Origin of the sequence: Aestuariivirga sp., from assembly GCF_041738905.1 — a bacterium.
Lineage (GTDB): Bacteria > Pseudomonadota > Alphaproteobacteria > Rhizobiales > Aestuariivirgaceae > Aestuariivirga.
The window spans coordinates 1-21,181 of record NZ_JBGSOZ010000214.1 but is presented as its reverse complement, the minus strand read 5'-3'; the positions used below and the strand labels follow the sequence as shown (position 1 = coordinate 21,181).

Annotated in this window: 18 protein-coding genes; 2 read left to right on the top strand and 16 right to left on the bottom strand. The window is 61.7% G+C overall.

The features are described 5' to 3' along the window. Positions 1-37 precede the first annotated feature (37 nt). The 9 genes from ACEW8Q_RS21110 to ACEW8Q_RS21070 form a co-directional block, all read right to left on the bottom strand. The gene (locus ACEW8Q_RS21110) at positions 38-1,069 is read right to left on the bottom strand and encodes an extracellular solute-binding protein (RefSeq protein ID WP_373506043.1); all 1,032 of its coding nucleotides are present in this window, start codon (positions 1,067-1,069) and stop codon (positions 38-40) included. Between the two features lie 38 nt (positions 1,070-1,107). Further along, positions 1,108-1,908 carry an ABC transporter permease gene (locus ACEW8Q_RS21105; RefSeq protein ID WP_373506042.1) on the bottom strand — a complete coding sequence of 267 codons (801 nt, stop codon included), beginning with the start codon at positions 1,906-1,908 and terminating at the stop codon, positions 1,108-1,110. Then, a complete protein-coding gene (locus tag ACEW8Q_RS21100; RefSeq protein WP_373506041.1) occupies positions 1,901-2,821 on the bottom strand; it encodes an ABC transporter permease in 921 nt (306 codons plus the stop codon). The genes ACEW8Q_RS21105 and ACEW8Q_RS21100 overlap by 8 nt, the downstream gene beginning before the upstream one ends. A gap of 2 nt (positions 2,822-2,823) precedes the next feature. Then, positions 2,824-3,921 (bottom strand): ABC transporter ATP-binding protein, encoded by a 1,098-nt coding sequence (locus tag ACEW8Q_RS21095; RefSeq protein WP_373506040.1) that lies wholly within the window; start codon positions 3,919-3,921, stop codon positions 2,824-2,826. A 155-nt stretch (positions 3,922-4,076) separates the two neighbouring features. Next, positions 4,077-5,102 (bottom strand): extracellular solute-binding protein, encoded by a 1,026-nt coding sequence (locus tag ACEW8Q_RS21090; protein ID WP_373506039.1) that lies wholly within the window; start codon positions 5,100-5,102, stop codon positions 4,077-4,079. Between the two features lie 25 nt (positions 5,103-5,127). Then, positions 5,128-5,928 (bottom strand): ABC transporter permease, encoded by an 801-nt coding sequence (locus ACEW8Q_RS21085; protein ID WP_373506038.1) that lies wholly within the window; start codon positions 5,926-5,928, stop codon positions 5,128-5,130. Further along, positions 5,928-6,818, bottom strand: coding sequence for an ABC transporter permease (locus ACEW8Q_RS21080; RefSeq protein WP_373506037.1), 891 nt, complete (start codon positions 6,816-6,818; stop codon positions 5,928-5,930). Before ACEW8Q_RS21080 ends, ACEW8Q_RS21085 begins: the two co-directional genes overlap by 1 nt. Further along, entirely contained in the window at positions 6,818-7,900 is a 1,083-nt protein-coding gene (locus ACEW8Q_RS21075; RefSeq protein WP_373506036.1) for an ABC transporter ATP-binding protein, read from the bottom strand. Before ACEW8Q_RS21075 ends, ACEW8Q_RS21080 begins: the two co-directional genes overlap by 1 nt. 83 nt (positions 7,901-7,983) lie before the next feature. Beyond that, positions 7,984-8,727, bottom strand: a complete 744-nt coding sequence (locus tag ACEW8Q_RS21070; protein WP_373506035.1) for an SDR family oxidoreductase — start codon at positions 8,725-8,727, stop codon at positions 7,984-7,986. Between the two features lie 66 nt (positions 8,728-8,793). Between ACEW8Q_RS21070 and ACEW8Q_RS21065 the strand changes: the two genes are divergently transcribed. Continuing rightward, positions 8,794-10,230 (top strand): amidase, encoded by a 1,437-nt coding sequence (locus tag ACEW8Q_RS21065; RefSeq protein WP_373506034.1) that lies wholly within the window; start codon positions 8,794-8,796, stop codon positions 10,228-10,230. An 11-nt stretch (positions 10,231-10,241) separates the two neighbouring features. Here ACEW8Q_RS21065 and ACEW8Q_RS21060 read toward each other — a convergent pair whose 3' ends face one another. The 7 genes from ACEW8Q_RS21060 to ACEW8Q_RS21030 form a co-directional block, all read right to left on the bottom strand. Continuing rightward, positions 10,242-11,249, bottom strand: coding sequence for a calcium-binding protein (locus ACEW8Q_RS21060; RefSeq protein WP_373506033.1), 1,008 nt, complete (start codon positions 11,247-11,249; stop codon positions 10,242-10,244). Between the two features lie 64 nt (positions 11,250-11,313). Next, the gene (locus ACEW8Q_RS21055; RefSeq protein WP_373506032.1) at positions 11,314-12,468 is read right to left on the bottom strand and encodes a calcium-binding protein; all 1,155 of its coding nucleotides are present in this window, start codon (positions 12,466-12,468) and stop codon (positions 11,314-11,316) included. A 125-nt stretch (positions 12,469-12,593) separates the two neighbouring features. Next, positions 12,594-13,775 (bottom strand): calcium-binding protein, encoded by a 1,182-nt coding sequence (locus ACEW8Q_RS21050; RefSeq protein ID WP_373506031.1) that lies wholly within the window; start codon positions 13,773-13,775, stop codon positions 12,594-12,596. A 137-nt stretch (positions 13,776-13,912) separates the two neighbouring features. Further along, on the bottom strand, positions 13,913-14,806 hold the full coding sequence (gene aguB, locus ACEW8Q_RS21045; RefSeq protein ID WP_373506030.1) for an N-carbamoylputrescine amidase: 894 nt from the start codon (positions 14,804-14,806) through the stop codon (positions 13,913-13,915). Position 14,807: 1 nt separating this feature from the next. Then, positions 14,808-16,910, bottom strand: coding sequence for an FAD-dependent oxidoreductase (locus ACEW8Q_RS21040; protein ID WP_373506029.1), 2,103 nt, complete (start codon positions 16,908-16,910; stop codon positions 14,808-14,810). Positions 16,911-17,025: 115 nt separating this feature from the next. After that, a complete protein-coding gene (locus tag ACEW8Q_RS21035; protein ID WP_373506028.1) occupies positions 17,026-18,261 on the bottom strand; it encodes a TadE/TadG family type IV pilus assembly protein in 1,236 nt (411 codons plus the stop codon). Positions 18,262-18,328: 67 nt separating this feature from the next. Beyond that, positions 18,329-19,507: a response regulator gene (locus tag ACEW8Q_RS21030; protein ID WP_373506027.1), complete on the bottom strand. Its 1,179-nt coding sequence runs from the start codon at positions 19,505-19,507 to the stop codon at positions 18,329-18,331. 142 nt (positions 19,508-19,649) lie between these two features. Between ACEW8Q_RS21030 and ACEW8Q_RS21025 the strand changes: the two genes are divergently transcribed. Further along, positions 19,650-21,181 (top strand): ATP-binding protein (locus ACEW8Q_RS21025; RefSeq protein ID WP_373506026.1); only part of this gene is annotated, 1,532 nt, incomplete at its 3' end.

Here is a 21,181-nt window from a genome sequence, read left to right as displayed (position 1 = left end):
CCCGGCGGTTGGTCCGCCGGGGCCGGGTGGGTGATGCTTACTTCAGGAGCTCGGTCCAGATCTTGGTGTAGATCTCGTTGGCTTCGGGCGGGCAGATATTGAACGTGCCTGCCGCCTTGAACTGCTCCGGAATGACGATTTCCGGCGCGTCCTTCATGTCGGCCGGCATGAAGGCTTCCGAGCCCTTGATGCCGTTGGCATAGCGCGCGAAGGCCGAGATGAGCCCAGCGTTTTCAGGCAGCATGATGAAGTTCTGGAACAGCTTGGCGTTCTCGACGTTCTTTGCGTCCTTCAGCACGGCGACCGAGTCCATCCAGATCGGATAGCCGTCCTTCGGGTAGCCATAGACGATATTGGAGTTGGCAAGCCGCATGCGGAAGGTGGAGCCGTTCCAGTTGACGCCCGCCCACATGTCTTCCTTGGCGAACTTCTCGATGTTGCCATAGTCGAGGCCGAGCCACTTCGGCTTTGCCTCAAGCAGCTTGTCGCGCACCTTCTTCAGCACTTCGAGATCGGTGGTGCAGGGCTTGCCGCCCATGTAGGGGATGGCGATCGACATCACGTCCTGCATTTCCGGCACGACGTTGATCTTGCCTTCGAGCTCCTTCGGCGGGTCCATGAAGATCGCCGCCGTGTTGACGTCACCCTTGTAGTACTTGGTATTGACGACCACGCCCGTGGTGCCCCACTGCCACGGAACCGTATAGTGGCGGCCCGGATCCCAGCTCACGTCCACCCACGCCGGGTCCATGTGCTTGAAATTTTCCATCTGGTCGGGCCGCGATTCAAGCAGCAGGCCTTCGCCGACGAAGATCGGAACATAGCTGGCGCTCGGCACCACGATATCGAAGCCGTGACCACCGGCCTTGATCTTGGCCAGCGCCGTGTCGTTCGAGTCGTAGTCGGTGATCGTCACCTTGACCTTGTACTGCTCCTCGAACTTCTTGATGAGGTCGGGGTTGGTGTAGTTGCCCCAGTTGAAGATGTTGAGTTCACCTTCCGCGAGTGCAGCCGTGCTCGACAGCAGCATCGCGGCGCCTGCGAGAAGGCCGGCAAATCCGAGTTTCATGTTGTTTCTCCCTGTTTTCTGACTCAAGCACATGCGAACTAGTCCTTCTTCCGAGTCAAGAAGAAGAACAGTGTGACGACGATGATGGAAAGGCCGAGGAACACCGTGGATATGGCGTTCATCTCTGGCGTGACGATGCGGCGGAGCTGGCCCAGCATGTAGGTGGGCAGCGTCTCCTGTCCAGCAGACTTGACGAGTTCGGTGATGACCACATCATCGAGCGAGATGACGAAGGCGAGCATGAGTCCGCCGACGATGCCGGGCCACAGCAGCGGCAGCGTCACCCGCCGGAAGGCCATCCACGGCGTGGCATAGAGATCGGCCGCCGCCGTTTCCAGCGTCAGGTCCATGCTCTCGAGCCGGGCACGGATCGGCATGTAGGCGAAGGGAATGCAGAAGGCCGTGTGCGCCGCCATCAGGTAGGCAATGCCGGTATAGCCTGTCGCCACCTTGATCGATGCGAAGAAGATCAGGAGCGCGATACCGGTGACGATCTCCGGCACCATCAGCGGAATGTTGATGAAGGCATAAGCGGTGGTGAGGCCGCGATAGGGCCTCGTCCGCGTGGTGGCCAATGCCGCCATGGTGGCGAAGATGGTCGCAAGGATGGCGGCGACGCTCGCGATCTGCAGCGACCGCAAGGCCGCGGACTGAACGTCGGTATTGCTGAAGGCCTTCTCGTACCAGCGCAGCGAGAAGCCTTCCCAGATGGCGATGTTGACGCCGGCATTGAAGGAATAGACGGCAAGCGTCACGATCGGCACGTAGAGCACCACGAAGACGAAAAGCGCGATCGTGGTGAAGCCGGTCTGCCGGCGGACGGAGAAGGTGCTAGCCATGACGCGCACCCGCTTTCGCCGCCTGCCGCACATAGACGATCAGCGCCAGCATGACGATCACCATCAGCGTGATCGACAGCGCGGCGCCGAGCGGCCAGTTGCGGCCCTGCCCGAACTGCAATTCGATCAGGTTGCCGATCATCAGGTTCTTGCCGCCGCCCAGCACGCGTGGCGTGACATAGGCGCCGAGCGATGGAATGAAGACGAGAATGGAACCCGCGATGATGCCGGGCTTCACCAGCGGGATGATGATCCGCCGCAATACGCGGAAGCGGGTGGCATAAAGATCATAGCCCGCCTCGACGAGCCGGAAGTCGAGCTTCTCGAGGCTCGCATAGAGCGGCAGCACCATCAGCGGCAGATAAACATAGACCATGCCCAGCATGATGGAGAAATCGGTGAACATGATCTGCAGCGGCTGGTCGATGACGCCGAGCCACATCAGCAGCGAGTTTACGATACCCTCGTTGCGGATCACCTCCTGGATGGCAAAGGTGCGGATCAGCAGGTTGGTCCAGAACGGAATGGTGATGAGGAACAGCCACACATCGCGCCACTTCTCCCCGCGCGTGGCAATGAAATAGGCCGTGGGGAAACCGAAGATGAGGCACAGGATGGTGGTGTAGAGCGACAGCGTCGCCGATCGCCAGAAGATCGAGACATGCGCGTCGGCAACCGTGAGCGTATCGTCGAAGATGTCGCGTTCGAGGAACACCGATGACCAGCCATCGAGCGAGAATGCAGGCTGCACGCCGCCATAGGGGTTTTTCAGCAGGAAGGAATAGGCCAGCATGATGAAGAGCGGGCCGATCGAGGCAACGGTCAGGATGATGAGCGACGGCGACAGCAGGAACCAGCGCGTGCGGGCTTCGTTGCGTTCCATCTCCACGGCGGTTTCTTGCGCGCTCGCCATGATCAGTCCCTCAAGACCTGCGCCGCGTGCGCTTCGAGCTTCACCCCCACGGCATCGCCAGCCGAGAAGCCGGTTCCCGCACCCTTGGAATTCTGCTGGCGGACGATGAAGGGAACGCCACCGTCGATGTTCAGATGGTAATGCGTGTCGGTGCCGAAATAGACGACCGTTTCGAGCTTGCCACTTAGGTCAGCGGCATCTCCGGGCTTCACGAGGTCCGCATGCTCCGGCCGCACGACAACAGTGACCCGGCCCGATGGCTTGACACCTTCGGGAAGTCCGGCGGCGATGACGGCACCGCTTGCCAGCTTCACCTGCGCTTCCGCACCGTTCACGGCCTGCACATCGCCTTCGAGGAAATTCGTGTCTCCGATGAAATTGGCCACGAAGCGTTCGGACGGCCTGTCGTAAATGTCGCGCGGGCTTCCAATCTGCAGGATCTTGCCCTTCGACATGACCGCGAGGCGGTCCGACATGGTGAGCGCTTCTTCCTGGTCGTGCGTGACGAAGATGAAGGTGATGCCCGTCTCGCTCTGCAGCCGCTTCAGCTCGATCTGCATGTCCTTGCGCAGCTTGAAGTCAAGGGCTGACAGGGGCTCGTCGAGAAGCAGGACCTTGGGCGCGGGTGCCAGCGCGCGGGCCAGCGCCACGCGTTGCTGTTGTCCGCCGGAAATCTGGCTGGTCTTGCGGTTCTTGAGTTCCTCCATGCGGACCAGCTTCAGCATCTGGTTCACCCGCGCCTCGATCTCCGCCTTGGGCTTGCCCAGCATCTCGAGGCCGAAGCCGATGTTCTGACCCACTGTCATGTGGGGAAACAGCGCATAGTTCTGGAAGACGGTGTTGACCGGCCGCTTGAAGGGCGGAAGCGGCGCGATGTCCTGGCCGTACAGCAGGATCTCGCCATCTGTTGGAAAATCAAAGCCGGCGATCAGCCGGAGGAGCGTGGTCTTGCCGCAGCCTGATGGTCCTAGCAGCGTGAAGAACTCGTTCTCGCGGATGGTGACCGATACATTGTCCAGTGCTTTCACCGCATCCTGGCCTGCACCCTGGAATAATTTCGTAACGCCTCTCGCCTCGATGGCGGACTGGCCTGCTGCCAAGATATCTCCTCCCCGCGCTTCTTGAAGTCCGGCGGTTGCTGGCAACATCCTATGCCGAGAACCGGCTGCTTGCCAATGGGTTCGATTAGCCCGGATGGCTGACTTTAGGACAGTGAAGGCCCGGATTACTCCGGGCCTCTTTGCCGTTCGGTGTACTATTGAAGAAGCTTCGTCCAGACGCGATCGATGAGCTTCTGCGCTGCGGGAGAACAGGCCTGGCCGAACTTGACTGGTACCGACTCCGGCACCTTCAGTTCCGCGGCTTCCACAAGGTCCTTGTCCATGAAGGCTTCCGACCCGACGATGGCGTTCGAATACCGCGCATAGTTGGTCTGCAGCGCGATGTTCTCGGGCTTCATGATGAACTCGAGGAACTTCTTGGCGTTCTCGGGGTTCTTCGAGCCCACCGGCACGCAGGCCGAATCGAGCCAGCCGACAACGCCTTCCATGGGATAGGCATAGACGATGTCGGTCTTCGAATCCATGCGGGCGCGCATCGAGAAGCCGTTCCAGTTGTTGGCCATGATGGCTGTGCCATTGGCCAGGTTGTCGTTCTGGTTTTCGGAGTTGTAGGTGACGACCGCGGGCTTCTGTCCCTCGAAGAGTGTCTGCACCGCCTTCGCATCCTCGGCGTTCTCGGAGCAGAACGGCTTGTTCAGGTAGATGTTCGCCATGTTGTAGACTTCGTCCGGCGACTTGAAGACCTGCACCTTGCCCTTCAGTGCCTCTTCCGGCTCGAAGAACTCCTTCAGCGACGTCATTTCCTTGCCATAGAGATCCTTGCGGTAGGCGATGGACGCCGTGCCCCACTGCCAGGGCGCGCAATACTTGGCTTCCGGGTCCCACGTGGGCTTCTGCCAGCGCTTGTCGACATTGGCGTAGGTGGACATCTGGCCGACGCCCGTCTCCATGAGGAGGCCTTCCTTCGCCATGATCTCGACGAAGTGCTGGCTGGGCACAACGACGTCATATCCGGTGCCGCCGGCCTTCAGCTTGGCGAGCAGCGTCTCGTTGGTGTCATAGGTATCGATGGTTACCTTGATGCCGGTTTCCTTGGTGAACTTCTCGATCAGCTGGGGAGACGTGTATTCGACCCAGTTGTAGATGTTGAGTTCGCCTTCGGCATGGGCCGGCAGGCTAAGTGCCGTGGTGGCGGCGAGGGCAAGCAGCAATCTCTTCATGTCAAGTTTCCTTCCTGTTTCTGGTTCAAGCTTTCTTCGGCCGCGACACATACCAGTAGACCGTGACGAGGGCCGTTGAAACGGCGATGAGGATCGTGGAGGCGGCATTCACTTCTGGCGTGATGCCGTTCCGGATCATCGAATAGATGTAGACTGGAAGCGTCGTCGTGCCCGGCCCCGAGATCATCTGCGTGATGATGAAATCGTCGAGCGAGATGACGAATGCCAGCATCGCGCCCGCTATGACGCCCGGCATCAGCAGCGGCAGCGTCACGTACCGGAATGCGTTCCACGCGCTGGCGTAGAGGTCGCGCGCGGCATATTCCACCGCCATGTCCATGTCCTGCAGCCGCGCGCGGATCGGCATGAAGGCGAAGGGTATGCAGAACACAGTATGCGCAATGACGATGTTGCCAAGCCCGAGATCGAAGCCGGTCAGGTTCTTCAGCATGACGAAGAACATCAGCGTCGCCACCGCCGTCACGATTTCCGGTACGATGAGCGGCATGGAGATCAGTGCGTTCGAGGCGCCTGCTCCCTTGAACTTCGCCTCGCGCACCAGCACGAGTGCCGAAGCGATGGCGATCACCACGGCGATCGAGGTTGCGATGACCGCCACGAACAGCGAATTCATCGCCGCCTCGCCGATGGCGCCACCCGTGAATATCTTGACGTACCACTTGAGCGAAAACCCGCCCCAGATCATGGCGAGCTTGTTCTCGTTGAAGGAATAGGCGACCAGCACGACCATCGGCGCATAGAGGAACACGAAGAATAGCGCCGTCCACAGCTTGAGGCCCGGATATTGCCCGACCGGCTGGCGCATCAATGGCCTCCCGCCGGCAGGCCCTGCCCCTTCGAGGCACGGGCATAGACCAGCAGCGCAATCATCACGAAGGCCATGAGCAGGATCGAGACAGCGGCACCGAAGGGCCAGTTCCGCGCCGTGGCGAACTGGAAGTAGATGAGGCTCCCCAGCATCATGCGCTTGCCGCCGCCCAGCAGTTCAGGCGCGATGAAGGCGCCGATCGAGGGAATGAAGACGAGCAGCGAGCCCGCCACGATTCCGGGCTTGGCAAGCGGAAGGATCACATGGCGCGCAGCCTGCCACTTCGACGCATAGAGATCGCTCGCCGCTTCGACGAGGCGGAAGTCCATCTTCTCGAGGCTGGCATAGAGCGGCAGCACCATGAAGGGCAGATAGGAATAGACGAGGCCGATGAAGATCGCGGTATTGGTATACAGCAGGTCGAATGTGCCGGGCTCGAAGCCGAACCACTGGAGGCGCGCATCGACCACGCCGTTCCGCGTCAGGATCAGGATCCACGCATAGGTGCGGATCAGCAGGTTGGTCCAGAACGGAATGGTGATCAGCAGCATGAAGAGGTTGCGCTTGTCCTCCGGCTGCCGCGCGATGAAATAGGCGACCGGCAGCCCCACGATGAGGCACAGGACCGTCGTCATCGCCGCAAGTCCGATGGAGCGCATGACGATGTTGATATAGATCGGGTTGAGAATCAGCGAATCGTCGAGATCGCGCTCGAACAGGAACTGGATATAGGCCTCGTGGCTGTAGCCCCAGTCGACGCCGCCATAGGGGTCCTGCACCATGAACGAGATGGCGAGCATGATGAACATCGGCAGCACGCCGAAGATTCCGATCACGAACCATGCCGGAGCGACGCCGAGCCAGCGCGATGTAACGGTGCGTTGCATCAGTCTGCCAGCATCCGCGCGGCACCCGCCGGAATATCGACGGATACCGTCTCGCCCACGGCAAAGCGCCCCTGTCCCGACAGGCTGTTGAGATCGCGCACGTTCACCGTCACGCCATGCGGCAGCGCCACGGCATAGGTCGTTCCCGTCCCCACATAGACGGCATCGCGCACCGTTCCGGAGAGGCTTGCCGCACCCGGCATCTTCAGCATGATCTTCTCGGGGCGGAGCGCCACCGAAACCTTGTCACCCGTCTTGTGCGGGCCATTGAGCCGCGTCTCGATGGCGAAGCCCTCGCCCACGCGCACGATCGATTCATCGCCCGCCAGCTTTTCGATCTGGCCCTCGACGAAATTGGTGTCGCCGATGAAGTCCGCGACAAAATGATTGACCGGGCTTTCGTAAACATCATGTGGCGCGCCGATCTGCTGAACCTTGCCTGCCGACATCACCGCGATGCGGTCGGACATGGTGAGCGCTTCTTCCTGGTCATGCGTGACGAAGACGAAGGTGATGCCGGTCTCGCGCTGCAGCGTCTTCAATTCGCCCCGCATCGCCTGCCTCAGCTTGAGGTCCAGCGCCGAGAGCGGCTCGTCGAGCAGCAGCACTTTGGGGTGAGGCGCCAGCGCGCGGGCAAAGGCCACGCGCTGTTGCTGGCCGCCCGAAAGCTGCGAGGGTTTGCGCGCGCCATAGTCCGCCATCTTCACGAGAGCGAGTGATTCCTTCACGGTCTTGGCGATCTCGGCTGCCGACTTGCCCAGCATGCGCAGGCCAAAGCCCACGTTTTCCGCCACCGTCATGTGGGGAAACAGGGCATAGTGCTGGAACACCGTGTTCACCGGCCGCTTGTCCGGCGGCAGATGCGCGATGTCCTGCCCATGAAGAAGAATCTCGCCTTCGGTAGGATATTCGAAACCGGCAATGAGGCGGAGCAACGTGGTCTTGCCGCAACCCGAGGGCCCCAGCAGCGTGAAGAACTCGTTCTCGCGAATGGTGACGAATACGCGGTCGAGCGCCGTCACGCCGCCCGCAAATTCTTTCGTCACCCCCCGCGCCTCGATGGCGGACTGGCTCTCGGCCAAAATGTTTCCCCTCCCCCGCATATTCTTGTGTTGCGGTTGCGAAGGCTATCCTATGCCGATATTTGCGGCATTGCCAAGCGGGATCAGATGGACCAGCCGCCGTCGATCACGAAAGTTTGCCCGGTGATGAATGCTGCCTCATCGCTTGCCAAATAAACCACCAGCATGCCGATTTCGTCGGCACGCGCCATGCGGCCCATGGGCTGGCGCGAGATGAAGGCGTTCTTCGCACCTTCGAAATCGCCGGTGGCCTTGAGGCGGTCCATCAGCGACGGACTGTCGACCGTGCCCGGGCAGATGGCGTTCACCCGGATGCCCTTCGACGTATAGTCGGCGGCCAGCGCCTTGGTCATGCCGATGACGGCGGCCTTCGTGGCGCCATAGACGAAGCGGTTCGGCACGCCCTTGATCGACGACGCAGCGGAAGCCATGTTGATGATGGTGCCATTGCCGCGCGCCAGCCAGGCCGGCATGAAGGTCTTCATCATGCGGAAATGCGCCTTGACGTTGAGGTCGAAGGAAAAATCCCAGGCCTTGTCATCGGTGTCCATCAGCGTTCCGGCGTGGACGTAGCCAGAGCAGTTGAAAAGAATGTCAGGCGTGCCGACCCGCTTTGCGGCAGCGTCGACCTCATCCTGCTTCAGCACGTCGAGCGTGAAGGTCTCGATCCCGGCCTGTTCGGCCTCCAGCGACTTCAGGGCTTCGGCATTGATGTCGGTCGCCCAGACCTTCGCTCCTTCCTTCGCCAGGCAGATGGCGGAGGCGCGGCCAATGCCCTGGCCTGCGGATGTGACGATTGCGGTCTTGCCTGAAAGCCTGCCGGCCATGGACTTCTCTCCCGTGATCCTGTTCAAATGGTGGTCTTCACTAGCGCCTCACTGCGGGACTTGTCCATGAGCAACGACGATATCTGCTATCTCCCCGCCATAGAGGTCCTGAAACTGTTCAGGACGAAGAAGCTTTCGCCTGTGGAACTCCTGAAGGCGATGGTGGCGCGTTCGGAGAAAGTGAACCCCAAGATCAACTGCTTTGCGGATCGCTACCACGATGAAGCCCTGGCGCAGGCGAAGGCGTCGGAGGCCCGCTACATGAAGCGGGGCGCGAAGACGGCACCGCTCGACGGCATTCCGCTGGCCGTGAAGGACGCCCAGCGCGTGGGCGGCAAGCGCACCACCCACGGCTCGCTCATCTTCAAGGATTCGGTGGACGATCATTCCGATCCGATGATCGAGCGGTTGCAGCAGGCCGGGGCAATCATCTTCGCGCGCACCACCACGCCGGAGTTCTGCCTTTCTGGCATCACGGCATCGCGCATCTGGGGCGTCACCCGCAATCCGTGGAATACCGGCTGGGGCCCGGGCGGCTCGTCCGGCGGTTCGGGTGCGGCACTGGCTGCGGGCTTGACGACGTTGGCGACCGGAACCGACATCGGCGGCTCGATCCGTATTCCCGCATCCGCCTGCGGTGTCGTCGGCTTCAAGCCGCCGCATGGCCGCAACCCCGATGGCCCACCATCCAACTTCGACCGCTTCAACCATTGTGGGCCCATGACCCGCACGGTGGCGGATGCGGCACTCATGCAGAACATCACGTCGGGCCCTCACCCATTAGACCACGATTCCATCCGCCAGAAAGTGAAGTTGCCCACCGAGCCCGCCGCCATCAAGGGCATGAAAATCGCATTCTCGGTCGACTTCGGCTATGTGCCCGTCGACAGCGACGTGCGCCAGAACATGATGCAGGCGCTGGAGGTTTTCAAAAGGCTGGGCGCCAGGGTCGAAGAGGTCGATCTCGGCTGGACCGAGGCCGTCGATCACGACGCGCTGCACTGGTACAACATGATGAACTTCGGCCGCCAGACCATCTGGCAGTCGAAGGACAATGCCGACTTGATGACCGACTACGCGCTGAAATTCGCGGAAGCGGCTAGGCGCAATTCCACCATGGACGACATCCACAAGCCGTGGGAACGGACCCACAAGATGTATCAGACACTGGGGCCGGTGCTGGCCTCTCACGACGTCTTCATCTGCCCCACCAACAACGCGCCCTCGGTAAGGGCCGACCATGATCCGTGGGACCCGGAATTCCGCGTCAACGGCAAAAAAGTCGATCCGGAATTCGGCTGGGTGATGACGCACCAGTTCAACATGCTGCACAATTGCCCGGTGCTCTCCGTGCCGTCAGGCCATGCGGCGAGCGGCGTGCCAACTGGCATCCAGATCGTCGGCCGCACCTGGGACGATGCCCGCGTCTTCAAGGCGGCACTCGCCTACGAAAAGGCGCTGGGCAGCTGGTACACGGGCAAGGGCAAGCGCCCGGTGTTGTGAGCCCGCTCGTTTCAGAAGTGGAAATCGAGGGCGGTGAGTGTGTAGGCGCCTTGCAGCGCAATGCTGAAGTCGGCCGCACCGTTGTCCGACGAGCGGTACTGGATGATTGTAAGGCCATTCTTCACAAAGGCGCGGAACTGGTCGGAAACGCCTTCGGTGAATGTCTGTGACCCGATGAATGAATAGGCCATCATCGGATCTTCCTCGAACGCGATCCATATTTGGTCCAGGCCTTGTTCGAAATCGGTGATCAGGTCGCGCTCCGTCGCGCCGGTCAGGCTGTCCTGATTGGACCCATAGAAGAACGCGTCGCTGCCAGCGCCGCCGGTCAGAACATCGGCTTCCGTACCGCCTATGATGAAGTCCCGGTCACCGCCGCCTGAAATCGTGTCGTTCTCCTCGCCTCCATACAGGGTGTCGTCGCCGCTGTTGCCGTTGAGGATATCGTCGCCGATCGAGGCATGGATGTCGTCGTTGCCTGAGCCGCCGCGCAAGGTGCTGCTGCCCCATCCGTCGAAGATACTGTCCGCGCCGCCGCCGCCATCCATGATGTTCGTGCCATTTCCGGCATAGAGACTGTCATTGCCTTCGAGGCCGAAGAGGGTGTTGTTGCCTTTGCCGCCATAGATGTCATTGGACCCCCGGTTCCCGGTGAGATGATCGTCGCCGTTTCCGCCAACAATGTGACTGATCGAGGTGAGGCTGTCCTTGTCAGCCCTGATGCCGCGCGCAATGACGTAGCCCCAATCGAGCGCCAGATTGACTTTGACGCCGGTTCTCTCCTGCGCATAGGACACCGTATCGAAGCCGGTTCCGCCGATCAGTGAATCCAGTCCGGAGCCGCCCGTGAGAATATCCTCGCCGGCGCCGCCGCCCAGAATGTCATTTCCAGACCCGCCGATCAGCGTGTCGTCGCCGCCGATGCCATAGACCTCGTCCGAGCCTGCGAGCGCATTGATGGTTTCACTTGCACTGGTGCCGACGATCACATCGTTGCCCGTCGTGGGAGTGTCCGCCATGTCGTTCTCCTGATTGCGTGATTGCTTTGAAAGCACGGTTCTAGCTGCGCCTGGTAACCGGCAGTCACATATCGAAATCGCCCGCCGTCAGCGTGAAAACGCCGGTCAAATCGATCTTCATATCGGCCCCGTTAAGCCCGTCGATATCGACGAACACGACGGTCTTGCTGTTAGTGGCAACATAACGGACCTGGTTGCTCACGTTGTCGAGGAAGCCACCTGTGCCACGGAACACACCTTCGCCGTCAAACAGGCTGAAGAAGGAAATCCGGTCACTGCCCTGCTTGAAGTCGAGAATTTCGTCGCGCTCTGCAAAGACGATGCCGCTGTCGGTAGAAGCCCGGTACGAGAATACATCGACGCCGGCGCCCCCGCGCATATTGTCGGCTCCGCCACCCCCTTCGATGAAATCAATGCCGCCGCCGCCAAAGATATTGTCCGCGCCGCCCCAGCCATAAATTTCGTCATTGCCGCCGCGGCCTTCGATCTCGTCGCCCTCGTTCCCGGCCCAGATGAAATTTCTGACCGCGCTGCCGAGCAGGTCGTCGCCATGGTCGCTGCCGGTGATTTCCTCGAAACCGCTGATGGTGTCGCCCTCGGCGTCGCCGCTATAGGCGATGTTGGCGGCGAGGTCGACGACGACGCCAAGCAGGCTCCCGCTATAGTCAAGGCTGTCGACACCATCGCCACCGATGAGCAGGTCTCCGCCGCTGCCGCCAGAGACGATGTCGTTGCCACTGCCACCATCGACGATATCTGTGCCGGTTCTGCCATAAAGCCAGTCATCATCTGCGCCGCCGCTCAGGGAATCGTTGCCGCTGCTGCCCTTGATGACGTCTTTGCCGCCATTGCCGTCGATGAAATTATGTCCGCGGGTGCCCGTGAGAAAGTCATCCGCAGATCCGCCTTCGATGTTCTCGATGCTGATGTAGAAGTCGATGTCGTCGACGCCCTGGCCGGTGGGCGCACCCCAGCCGCGCGTGAGATTGACATCCATCGAGACGATGGACAGCGCGTAGTAGGCCGTATCGAACCCGGCACCCCCCGAGAGGTTGTTGTTGCCGGTGCCGCCGTTGAGCAGGTCGTTGCCATCGCCGCCAAACAACTTGTCATTGCCGCCAAGCCCGAACACCGTGTCGTTGCCGGCAAGGGCCTCGATGGTCTCGTTCGCCGAGGTTCCAAAGATGACGTCGTCGCCTGAGGTTGGAAAATCCGCCATGATCAACTCCAGTGAGGACTGAAGGCACGTACCGGCCGTGGACACCTGCGAGCCTGCTCGGAGTTCGTCACGGTCCGGCTTCGGCAATTAAGCGGAAGGATTGAAGACCCTCCCGCAATCTGCCGCTAGAGCATGAAATCGGCGTCCGTCAGGTTGATGATGCCGTTCAGTTCGATCCGCATGTCAGCGCCGCCGCTGCTGTCAACGCGCAGTTCGACGATGGTCTTGCCGCCGCTGAAGAAGTAGCGGACTTCGCCAGCCGTTCCGGTGGAGAAACTGTCGGTTCCGATGAAGGCAAAGGCATCCTCGGTCATGGTTCCGGGTCTGGCGTCGATCCGGGTGATGTCGATGATGTCCTCGCTCTGCGCGAAATCAGTGATGATGTCGCGCGCGCCCGCCGCCGTGCCACTGTCGGTGATCTCGAAGTAGGTGAAGAAATCACCATCGCCGCCGCCTGACATCACGTCGGCCTCGCCGCCCCCGGCGAGACCGTCAACGCCGGCACCACCGCGCAATTCATCGGCACCGGCTTCGCCGTAAAGCTCATCGCTCCCGCCGCGGCCAACGAGAAGGTCGGCACCGCCGCCACCGCCCAGGTTATTGTCGGTGTTATTGCCACGCAGGATGTCGGCGTGCCCGGACCCGGACATGTTCTCAAAACCGCTAATTGTATCGCCCGTAGCATGTCCGCCGGTCGCGGTGCTGGCCGCAAGATCGACGGTCACTCCGGCATCGGAGGTTTCATACAGCAGACCGTCCTCGCCGCTGCCCCCATTCAGGAAATCGGCGCCCGCGCCGCCATCTATCCTGTCGTTACCGGCGTCGCCCGAGATGGTGTCATTGCCGTCTTCACCAGTGAGGTAGTCACCGCCATTGCCACCGGCGATGACGTCATTGCCACCATATCCGAAAAGCTGGTCGACGCCATTGTTGCCACGAAGCCGGTTATTGTACTCGTTGCCGTAGAGGAGATCGTTGCCAAGGCCGCCATCGAGATTTTCGATGCTGAAGTACTTGTCCTTGTCGGCCGCTTCTCCGAAATCCACCATGTAGCCGAAGCCCGAGGCGAGACTCGCGATGACGCCGGACAGCGAAAAGACGTAGCTCGCCGTGTCGGGTCCGAACCGCCCGCCATTCAACGTATCGAGGCCCAGCCCGCCATAGAGCGTGTCGGCGCCGTCGCCTCCGCGCAGGATATCGTTGCCATCACCTCCGAAGATCGCATCGTCGCCAGCAAGCGCATCGATGGTATCGCCAGACGTTGTCCCGAATATAACGTCGTCACCGGAAGTAGGGGTCGAGGCCATGGTCACTCTCCAATTGCATGGATGCGAAAATTGCATCGGCAAGATGAACCTGCGCTGAAGGCCCCGTTCAGCGTGGTTGCAATCTGCCACAACTTCTGCGAAATTCAACTGGAGATATATTTTTCTTTTTCCTATTGTCAATTAGGAACGGCAGCACTCCGCATCTTGCCGTCAGTTGTCATCAGCGCGCCGTAGAGTTCGGGCCTCCTGTCGCGGAATACGGCCCATCCCCGGCGGAACTCGGCGATTTGATCGAGGTCGAACGTGGCGGTCCGGAATCCTTCCTCGGTCCTGTTCATTTCCACAACCTTCTCGCCCACCTGATCGGCAATGAAGGACCGGCCATAGAACGTGTCCGACCATCCGCGCCGCGCATGCTCCGTGCCGACCCGGTTCGATGCCAGCACCGGCATGATGTTCGCGGCAGCATGCCCACGCATGGTGTTCTGCCAGTGCGTGGAAGAATCATATTCGGGCGCTGTCGGCTCCGATCCGATGGCCGTCGGATAGAGCAGGATCTCGGCCCCCATCAGCGCCATGGCGCGCGCACATTCGGGAAACCACTGGTCCCAGCAGATGCCGAGCCCGATCTTTCCAACGCCTGTATCCCACACCTTGAAGCCCGTATCACCCGGCGTGAAATAGAACTTCTCCTGATAACCGGGATTATCCGGAATATGGCTCTTGCGGTAGAAACCCAGGTTCGTGCCGTCGGCATCGACGATGACGGTGGTATTGTACTGCGTGTTGCCGGCGCGCTCGAACACGCTCACCGGCAGCACCACGCCAAGTTCTTTCGCCAGCGCCGCGAAGCGCTTCACCGTCGGGTGCCGGTCAAGCTCGGTGGCGCGGCTGAAGAAATCGGCATGCTGCTCGATACAGAAATAGTCGCCGTCGAAAAGCTCCTGCAGCAGCACGAGCTGTGCGCCGTCCGCCGCCGCCTTGCGGGTCAGCGCTTCCGCCTTGTCGCAGTTCTTCGCCCAGTCGTTTTCAGAAGCCATCTGCGTGATGGCAACGTTCACCTGTCTCATGTCAGTCCTTCAATCCCGCAACCTCGCGCCGGAACGGGAGCGCGTCGCCGCGATCGGGTTCTTCCAGTTCTTCGGCATAACGATGCCCCGCATAGGTCGCCCATGCAATGGCCGCCGGCGCATTGGCATCGCCGATGACTTTCACACTCGCGATGCCATGGTCGGCCCACTCCTCTGACCGCGCCTTGAGGTCGAGAAAAAGCTGGTCTTCGGGAAGCCGCGCGGTCACCATCACCACCGCGTCACACGCGAAATTCTCTTCGCGCCCCGTATAGGTGCAGATGCAGGTGACACCCCCGGCCTTCACTTCCGCCAAACCGCGCGTCACCCGTACATTGACGCCAAGATTGAGCAGCCGCGCCTGGATCGCGCCCTGTTCCAGCGTGTTGACGCTCCACTCCGCAACCTTGGTGGAGGGCGTGAGAAAGGTCACGGTGTTGCCGTTCGCCACCAGAAGCTCTGCCAGCACGCTTGCCATGTAGTAATGGTCATCATCGTAGACGACGACATGGCCCTGGGGCCGCTTGCCCGCCATCAGGTCATCGGGTGTGAAGACGGCCATGGCCGGGTCGATGGAGAACGGCAGCAGATTATAGCGTGCGATGCCGTCGCGCCGCCATGTGGCGCCCGTCGCGATTGCCACATGCTCGAAGCCGAAGCCGAGAATGTCATCCGCCGTGAGCGCCGAATCCCGGTAGACATTGACGTTGGTCATCTTCTGGATCTGGCCCTGCCGGTAGTCGCGCACCCGCGCCCAGGCATTGAGGCCGGGGAGTTTCGCCTCCCGCGTCACACGCCCGCCAAGCTCGGTGCCTGCTTCCGCCAGCGCCACTTCGTAGCCGCGAAGCCCCGCCTTGTGCGCGGCGGAGAGACCTGCCGGCCCCGCGCCGACGACCAGCACCTTGTTCTCCGATGCCTTCGCCTTGATCCGCTCAGGATGCCAGCCCTTGCGCCACTCTTCCATGAAGGATGAATTCTGCGTGCAACGGCTGAGCGACATGGTCATGTCACCCGTCACGCAGATGTTGCAGCCGATGCACTCGCGGATGTCCTCGATGCGGCCTTCGTTGATCTTCTTCGGCAGGAACGGGTCGGCAATCGAGGGACGGGCCGCGCCAATGAAATCCATCAGCCCCTGCTTGACCTGCCGCACCATCATGTCGGCCGAGGTGAAGCGGCCCACGCCGACGACAGGCCGTGGCGTCAATTGCTTCAGCCCGCGGATCAGGTCTTCCTGCGCACCTTCCGGTTTGAAGCGCGAGGTGCCGGAACAGGCCTCCCAGGTCCCATGCGCGAAGTCCCACAGGTCGGGCAGGTCAGCGTGCATCGCCACCATGTCGCGCAGTTGCGCGTTGGAGAAGCCCTGCTCGCCCGCAAGCTCGTCCAGCGACAGCCGCACCGCGATGGCGCAAGTGTCGCCCACCTCGTCGCGCGCATCCGAGATCAGTTCCTTCAGCAGCCGCGACCGGTTCTCCAGCGAGCCGCCATATTCATCCGTACGCTGATTGGTCCGTGGGCTGAGGAAATGCTGGATGACGCCGAAGCCATGTGCGCCATAAAGGCAGAGAATATCGTAGCCCGCCCGCTTCGCCCGCCTGTACGCCAGCTTGTGCCAGTGCCTGAGATTTCGAATATCCTCCCTGTCCATCGCGCGCGCCTGCACGGGGTCGGACGTGAAGGTGAGGATCGGCGTGTGCGAGGGCGCGAGCGGCACCTCGCGCGTATAGAGGTTGGGCCCGTTGGCGCCGCTGTAGGCGAGTTCGATTCCCGCCAGAGCACCATTGGAATGGATGGCATCAGCCATCTTCGTCAGGCCCGGCATGTCGTCCTCATCCCAGATGCGGAGCTCGATGAACGGCGTGATCTCGGACGAATGGTGGATTTCAACTTGCTCGGTGAAGATGACGCCCCAGCCGCCTTCGGATTTCACCCGGCGCATTTCGGCGGCGGCAGAGGGATCACGGTAGCCACCGCCATTGCAGTGAGGCACCTGGTAGAAGCGGTTCTTGGCTGTCACCGGCCCGATTCTCACCGGTTCGAACAGGATGTCGTAGCGCTGGTCGCGCGCGGGCGCTCCAAGGCCCAGGCCGGATTCGGACTGCATGCTGTTTCCCTTCCCTCAGAGGCTGTCGCGCTGCACCTTGCCAGCGCGGCATGGATCGGAAAAATAGATTATAGCAGTCTCTCTGATCGGGAAAAACAATCCAGCCCGACCGGCCTCAATTGCTGAGGATGACTTGGCTTGACCCGGCGATGCCGGCGGGCACCGGCACATTGGTCATGTCGTAGTTGGCGTTGAGCACGAGGTTCGGCCCGCCATTCAGTTCCAGCGACTGCGCCACGATAGCGGTATAGGCAGACTGGTCGGCCACCGGCTGCTTGGCATCGACCAGCAGCGTACCCACGGGCAGATAGATGGTGCCGAGCAGCACGCGGGCGTCGTCACTGGTGATCCTGTGCTTCATCTTGACCGTGATCCGGGGGTCTTCGAAGATCAGCAATCCCGCCATCGCACCCTCGGTGGGAGCCGTCAGCGAGACATGGGTGCCGGACCCGAAGACGATCGGGGAGGCATTGCCCGAGAGATAGAAGCCGACGCCTTCGCCCTTCAGCGCCGCATGGCCGGACGCCGAGAGACCACCGTCGCGCAATTCGTAGATGCCCGGCTCGAAGGTCACCTCGGAATTCCCCTGCAGCGAGATGCCGCCGCAATAGACGCCAGGCTGAAGCGTCAGCACCTGGCTGTTGACGACGGTCTTGTAGTGGTCGCATCCGCCAAGATCCGGCGGGATGCGCCTGGCAAGCGGATCCTCGACTGGCGGGCAGTCTGTAATGGGGACGGGCGTGACATTCGCGGAGGCGCTGACCGAAATGCCTCCGGCCGAACACAGGATCATGGCCTTGACCACCGCACCGCCAGCGATCTGCAGCGCATTGCGCGATGTCGAGTTCGAGAACGCACCGCAATTGTTGCCGGTCAGCTTCGCGCCCTTGTCGAGATAGACGGCATTGCCGCTGCCGGAAAGGCCGAGGACGCAGATGTTGTTGCGCCCGACGAAGCGCGCCTGCGATGTGACGTTGACGGGTGTCACGCTGCCGTCGAAGAAATGCATGAAGAAGGGCGACCATGCCTCGCTGATCGTCACCTTCACGGCCGAGAAGTCCTCGATGACGGCAACTTCCAGGCTGAGTTTCAGTGAGGAGAGATCAGAAACGCTGGCGGCCGAGTTTCCGGCCAGCCGGTAGGCCGCGAAGGATCTCACGGCGCTCGCAACCTGCTTGACGTTCGACATGGCCATTGGAATTTCGCGCGCGCCCGCCAGGGCTGCGGCATCGGCAGTGCTCTGCAAATCGCTCCGGACCCGCGTCATCAAGGCGTAGTCGGTCACGATACCGAAGATGCCGAACAGCAGGGGAAGCGACAGCGCGAAGCTCACGGCAATGCCGCCTTTCATGTTCCTGCGCCAGATGGGCCAAACGGAGGTCATCCGGCGCAATGCGGCCAGCATGCGGGACCCGCACTCAAGCATGTTGGGCGTCTTTGCCTGGAACAAGAAGCGACGGCGGAAGAACAATGGCTGCCAGCAGCCCCTGTCCGGGCGCCGTCTGGATCGCCAGCTCGCCGCCATGGGCTTCGCAGATGGCCTTCGCGATGGGAAGTCCAAGCCCCAGGCCATCGGCCGAGCGAGCATATCCCATGTTTTCCTGAATGAAGGGCTGCAGGCATTCCTTGAGCTTCTGCTGGCTGAGGCCCGGCCCCGTGTCCTTGACCGACAGCAGGATCGAGCCATTGGGCCGCACATGGCCCCAGAGTTCCACCGTGCCGCCCTCGGGTGAAAAGCGCACCGCATTGTCGGCCAGCTTCGACAGGGCCTGGTGCAGCAACCGCCCGTCACATTGAAAGCGGGCGTCGTTCTCGGGCGGGCGAACCACGAGCTGCACCTTCTTGCGGGCCGCCTTGGCCTTGAGGCCCGCGAGTCCATCTTCCAGAACTTCGCTCAGGATGCAGATCGAGAACTGGTCGCGCGGATTGCCGGCAACAGCCTTCGACAGCAGCATGATGTCACTGACGATGCCGTTGAGCCGCCGCGCCGCGTCGATGACATGCTCCAGTTCCTGGGCGACGCCAAGGTCGGTCCGGGCGCGCAGCGTGCGGTCCATCACCGACGTGAGGCCGATCAGGGCCGTCAGCGGCGTCTTCAATTCGTGGCTGAGTACCTGGAACATGGCGCTCTTGGTGCGGCTGGCGGCCATGGCCTCCGCCTGCGCGGCCCGCAAGGCCCGTTCGGTCTCGCCATTCCGCATCACGAACTGCACATGATGGAGGAACTGCGGCCAGTTGATAGGCTTGGTGACGAAGGACGACGCGCCGAGCCTGTAGGCCCGCTCGATCTCTTCACGGTCATTGTGGCTGGTGCAGACGATGACGGGCAGGTCCGAGGTCCGGGGGTTCTGGCGGACATGCCGGAGCACCCCGAAGCCATCCAGTTTCGGCATGCTGATGTCAACGACTGCGAGATCGGCCTGCTCGCGGGCCAGCACGGCGACCGCCGCCTCGCCATGCTCCGCCGTCACGACGTTCCAGCCGAGACTCGCGAACTGCCCGGCCATCACTTCGCGGAGAATCGCGTCGTCATCGGCCACAAGCACCTTGCGGCGCGGTGTGTCCGGCGTGCGCGTCTCTGGAGCCGTCAAATTCATCCAGTCCAACCTTTCGGATTCAGACTTAGTCTGCAACCTTTAAGGGTTGGTGATCTCGGGTTTCACAGCCAAATCTTAACAATTCGTGGTTAAGCAAGCCTGCATGCCGACCAGAGAATTGGAGCGACCCGCTCAGATTGCAATGCGAGGCCGCAGCATCGTCCATCGCATCAGCATGCTGCTCGGCCTCGCAATCTTTACAGCTGTCGCCCTGGTGACGGCCATCTCGTCCTATGGCGACGTGACCAGCGACTTCGCTCAGCGCAAGCGCGCACTCGAGGCAACGGGATATGTCTTCGCATCGGCGCTCGCCGATCATGTGGCCCAGCGCAACGAGCAGGAATCGCTTCGTGTCCTGCGCTCCATCAGCAGGCTGCCGGACATTACCTACGCAGCCGTGGTCGGCAATGACGGGAATGCCTTCGCCTCCTTTGGCGGCACCGCCATCATGAGCAATGAAGCCCTCAAGTCCGACATCGGCCTTATGGAAGCCATCCGGACCGGCGTCTATCCGGTGGCCGTCGACATCATCAAGTCGGGCCAGCGGATCGGCCAGGTCATCCTCATCGCCAATGTGTCCGACCTGTCCCGGCAGCTTCTCAACGCACTCCTCACCAGCCTTGCCATTGCCGTCATCGCCATCGGCGTCAGCTTCGCCATCGCGAAGCGCCTGCTCTCGCGCATCACGGGCCCCATCCTGTCGCTGACCGGGGCCATTCAGGACATTCGCGCCACCAGGCGCTATCAGGGCCTCGGCGTCCATCAGGCAGGAGGCGAGACAGGCGTGCTGATCGACAGCTTCAACGCGATGATCGAGGAGATCAGCTCCCGCGACGATGCCCTCGAGAAGCAACGGCAGAACCTCGAATCGACCGTCGAGCAGCGCACTCTCGAACTGCGCCATGCGCGCGATGCGGCAGAAAGCGCCAACGAGGCGAAGTCGAGTTTCCTCGCCACCATGAGCCACGAAATCCGCACCCCCTTGAATGGACTCATGGTCATGGCGGAGCTTCTCGCGGGCGCCGGGCTCGACCAGCGGCTGCAGCGCTATGCGGAAGTCATCGTGAAATCCGGCCAGAGCCTGCTCACCATCATCAACGACATCCTCGACCTCTCCAAGATCGAGGCCGGCAAGCTTCAACTGGAGTGCATTCCCGTCAATCCCGCCGGCGTCGCCGACGACGTCACCAGCCTGTTCTGGGAAAAGGCGTCCTCCAAGGGGCTCGATCTTGCGGCTCGCGTGGCGCCCGGCATGCCGGGAATGGTGCTGGCCGATCCGGTCCGGCTCAACCAGATCCTGTCCAACCTCGTCAACAATGCGCTGAAGTTCACCGAGCGCGGGCATGTCCTGATCAGCCTTCAGTACGAGGCGGGCCATCTCACCATGGCCGTCACCGACAGCGGCATCGGCATTCCCCGCAAGAAGCTCGACCAGCTGTTCCAGGCCTTCTCGCAGGCCGACCAGACCATCACGCGGAAGTTTGGCAGCACGGGCCTTGGCCTCGCCATCTGCAAGCGGCTGGCGGAAGCCATGGATGGTGCCATCGGAGTCCGCAGTGAGCTCGGCAAGGGCTCGACCTTCTGGGTGCGGATACCGCTTGCCGTGTCGGCGCCCGCCGTCCATGCGCATTATCCGCCGCGCCGCGCGGCAATCGCCATCGACGGCCTCGCCTC

Excerpts from the sequence above, each read along its gene's own strand:
- ACEW8Q_RS21110 (WP_373506043.1), bottom strand. The coding sequence starts at position 1,069 with ATGAAACTCGGATTTGCCGGCCTTCTCGCAGGCGCCGCGATGCTGCTG.
- ACEW8Q_RS21105 (WP_373506042.1), bottom strand. The coding sequence starts at position 1,908 with ATGGCTAGCACCTTCTCCGTCCGCCGGCAGACCGGCTTCACCACGATC.
- ACEW8Q_RS21100 (WP_373506041.1), bottom strand. The coding sequence starts at position 2,821 with ATGGCGAGCGCGCAAGAAACCGCCGTGGAGATGGAACGCAACGAAGCC.
- ACEW8Q_RS21090 (WP_373506039.1), bottom strand. The coding sequence starts at position 5,102 with ATGAAGAGATTGCTGCTTGCCCTCGCCGCCACCACGGCACTTAGCCTG.
- ACEW8Q_RS21085 (WP_373506038.1), bottom strand. The coding sequence starts at position 5,928 with ATGCGCCAGCCGGTCGGGCAATATCCGGGCCTCAAGCTGTGGACGGCG.
- ACEW8Q_RS21080 (WP_373506037.1), bottom strand. The coding sequence starts at position 6,818 with ATGCAACGCACCGTTACATCGCGCTGGCTCGGCGTCGCTCCGGCATGG.
- ACEW8Q_RS21070 (WP_373506035.1), bottom strand. The coding sequence starts at position 8,727 with ATGGCCGGCAGGCTTTCAGGCAAGACCGCAATCGTCACATCCGCAGGC.
- ACEW8Q_RS21065 (WP_373506034.1), top strand. The coding sequence starts at position 8,794 with ATGAGCAACGACGATATCTGCTATCTCCCCGCCATAGAGGTCCTGAAA.
- ACEW8Q_RS21060 (WP_373506033.1), bottom strand. The coding sequence starts at position 11,249 with ATGGCGGACACTCCCACGACGGGCAACGATGTGATCGTCGGCACCAGT.
- ACEW8Q_RS21055 (WP_373506032.1), bottom strand. The coding sequence starts at position 12,468 with ATGGCGGATTTTCCAACCTCAGGCGACGACGTCATCTTTGGAACCTCG.
- ACEW8Q_RS21050 (WP_373506031.1), bottom strand. The coding sequence starts at position 13,775 with ATGGCCTCGACCCCTACTTCCGGTGACGACGTTATATTCGGGACAACG.
- aguB (WP_373506030.1), bottom strand. The coding sequence starts at position 14,806 with ATGAGACAGGTGAACGTTGCCATCACGCAGATGGCTTCTGAAAACGAC.
- ACEW8Q_RS21040 (WP_373506029.1), bottom strand. The coding sequence starts at position 16,910 with ATGCAGTCCGAATCCGGCCTGGGCCTTGGAGCGCCCGCGCGCGACCAG.
- ACEW8Q_RS21035 (WP_373506028.1), bottom strand. The coding sequence starts at position 18,261 with ATGAAAGGCGGCATTGCCGTGAGCTTCGCGCTGTCGCTTCCCCTGCTG.
- ACEW8Q_RS21030 (WP_373506027.1), bottom strand. The coding sequence starts at position 19,507 with ATGAATTTGACGGCTCCAGAGACGCGCACGCCGGACACACCGCGCCGC.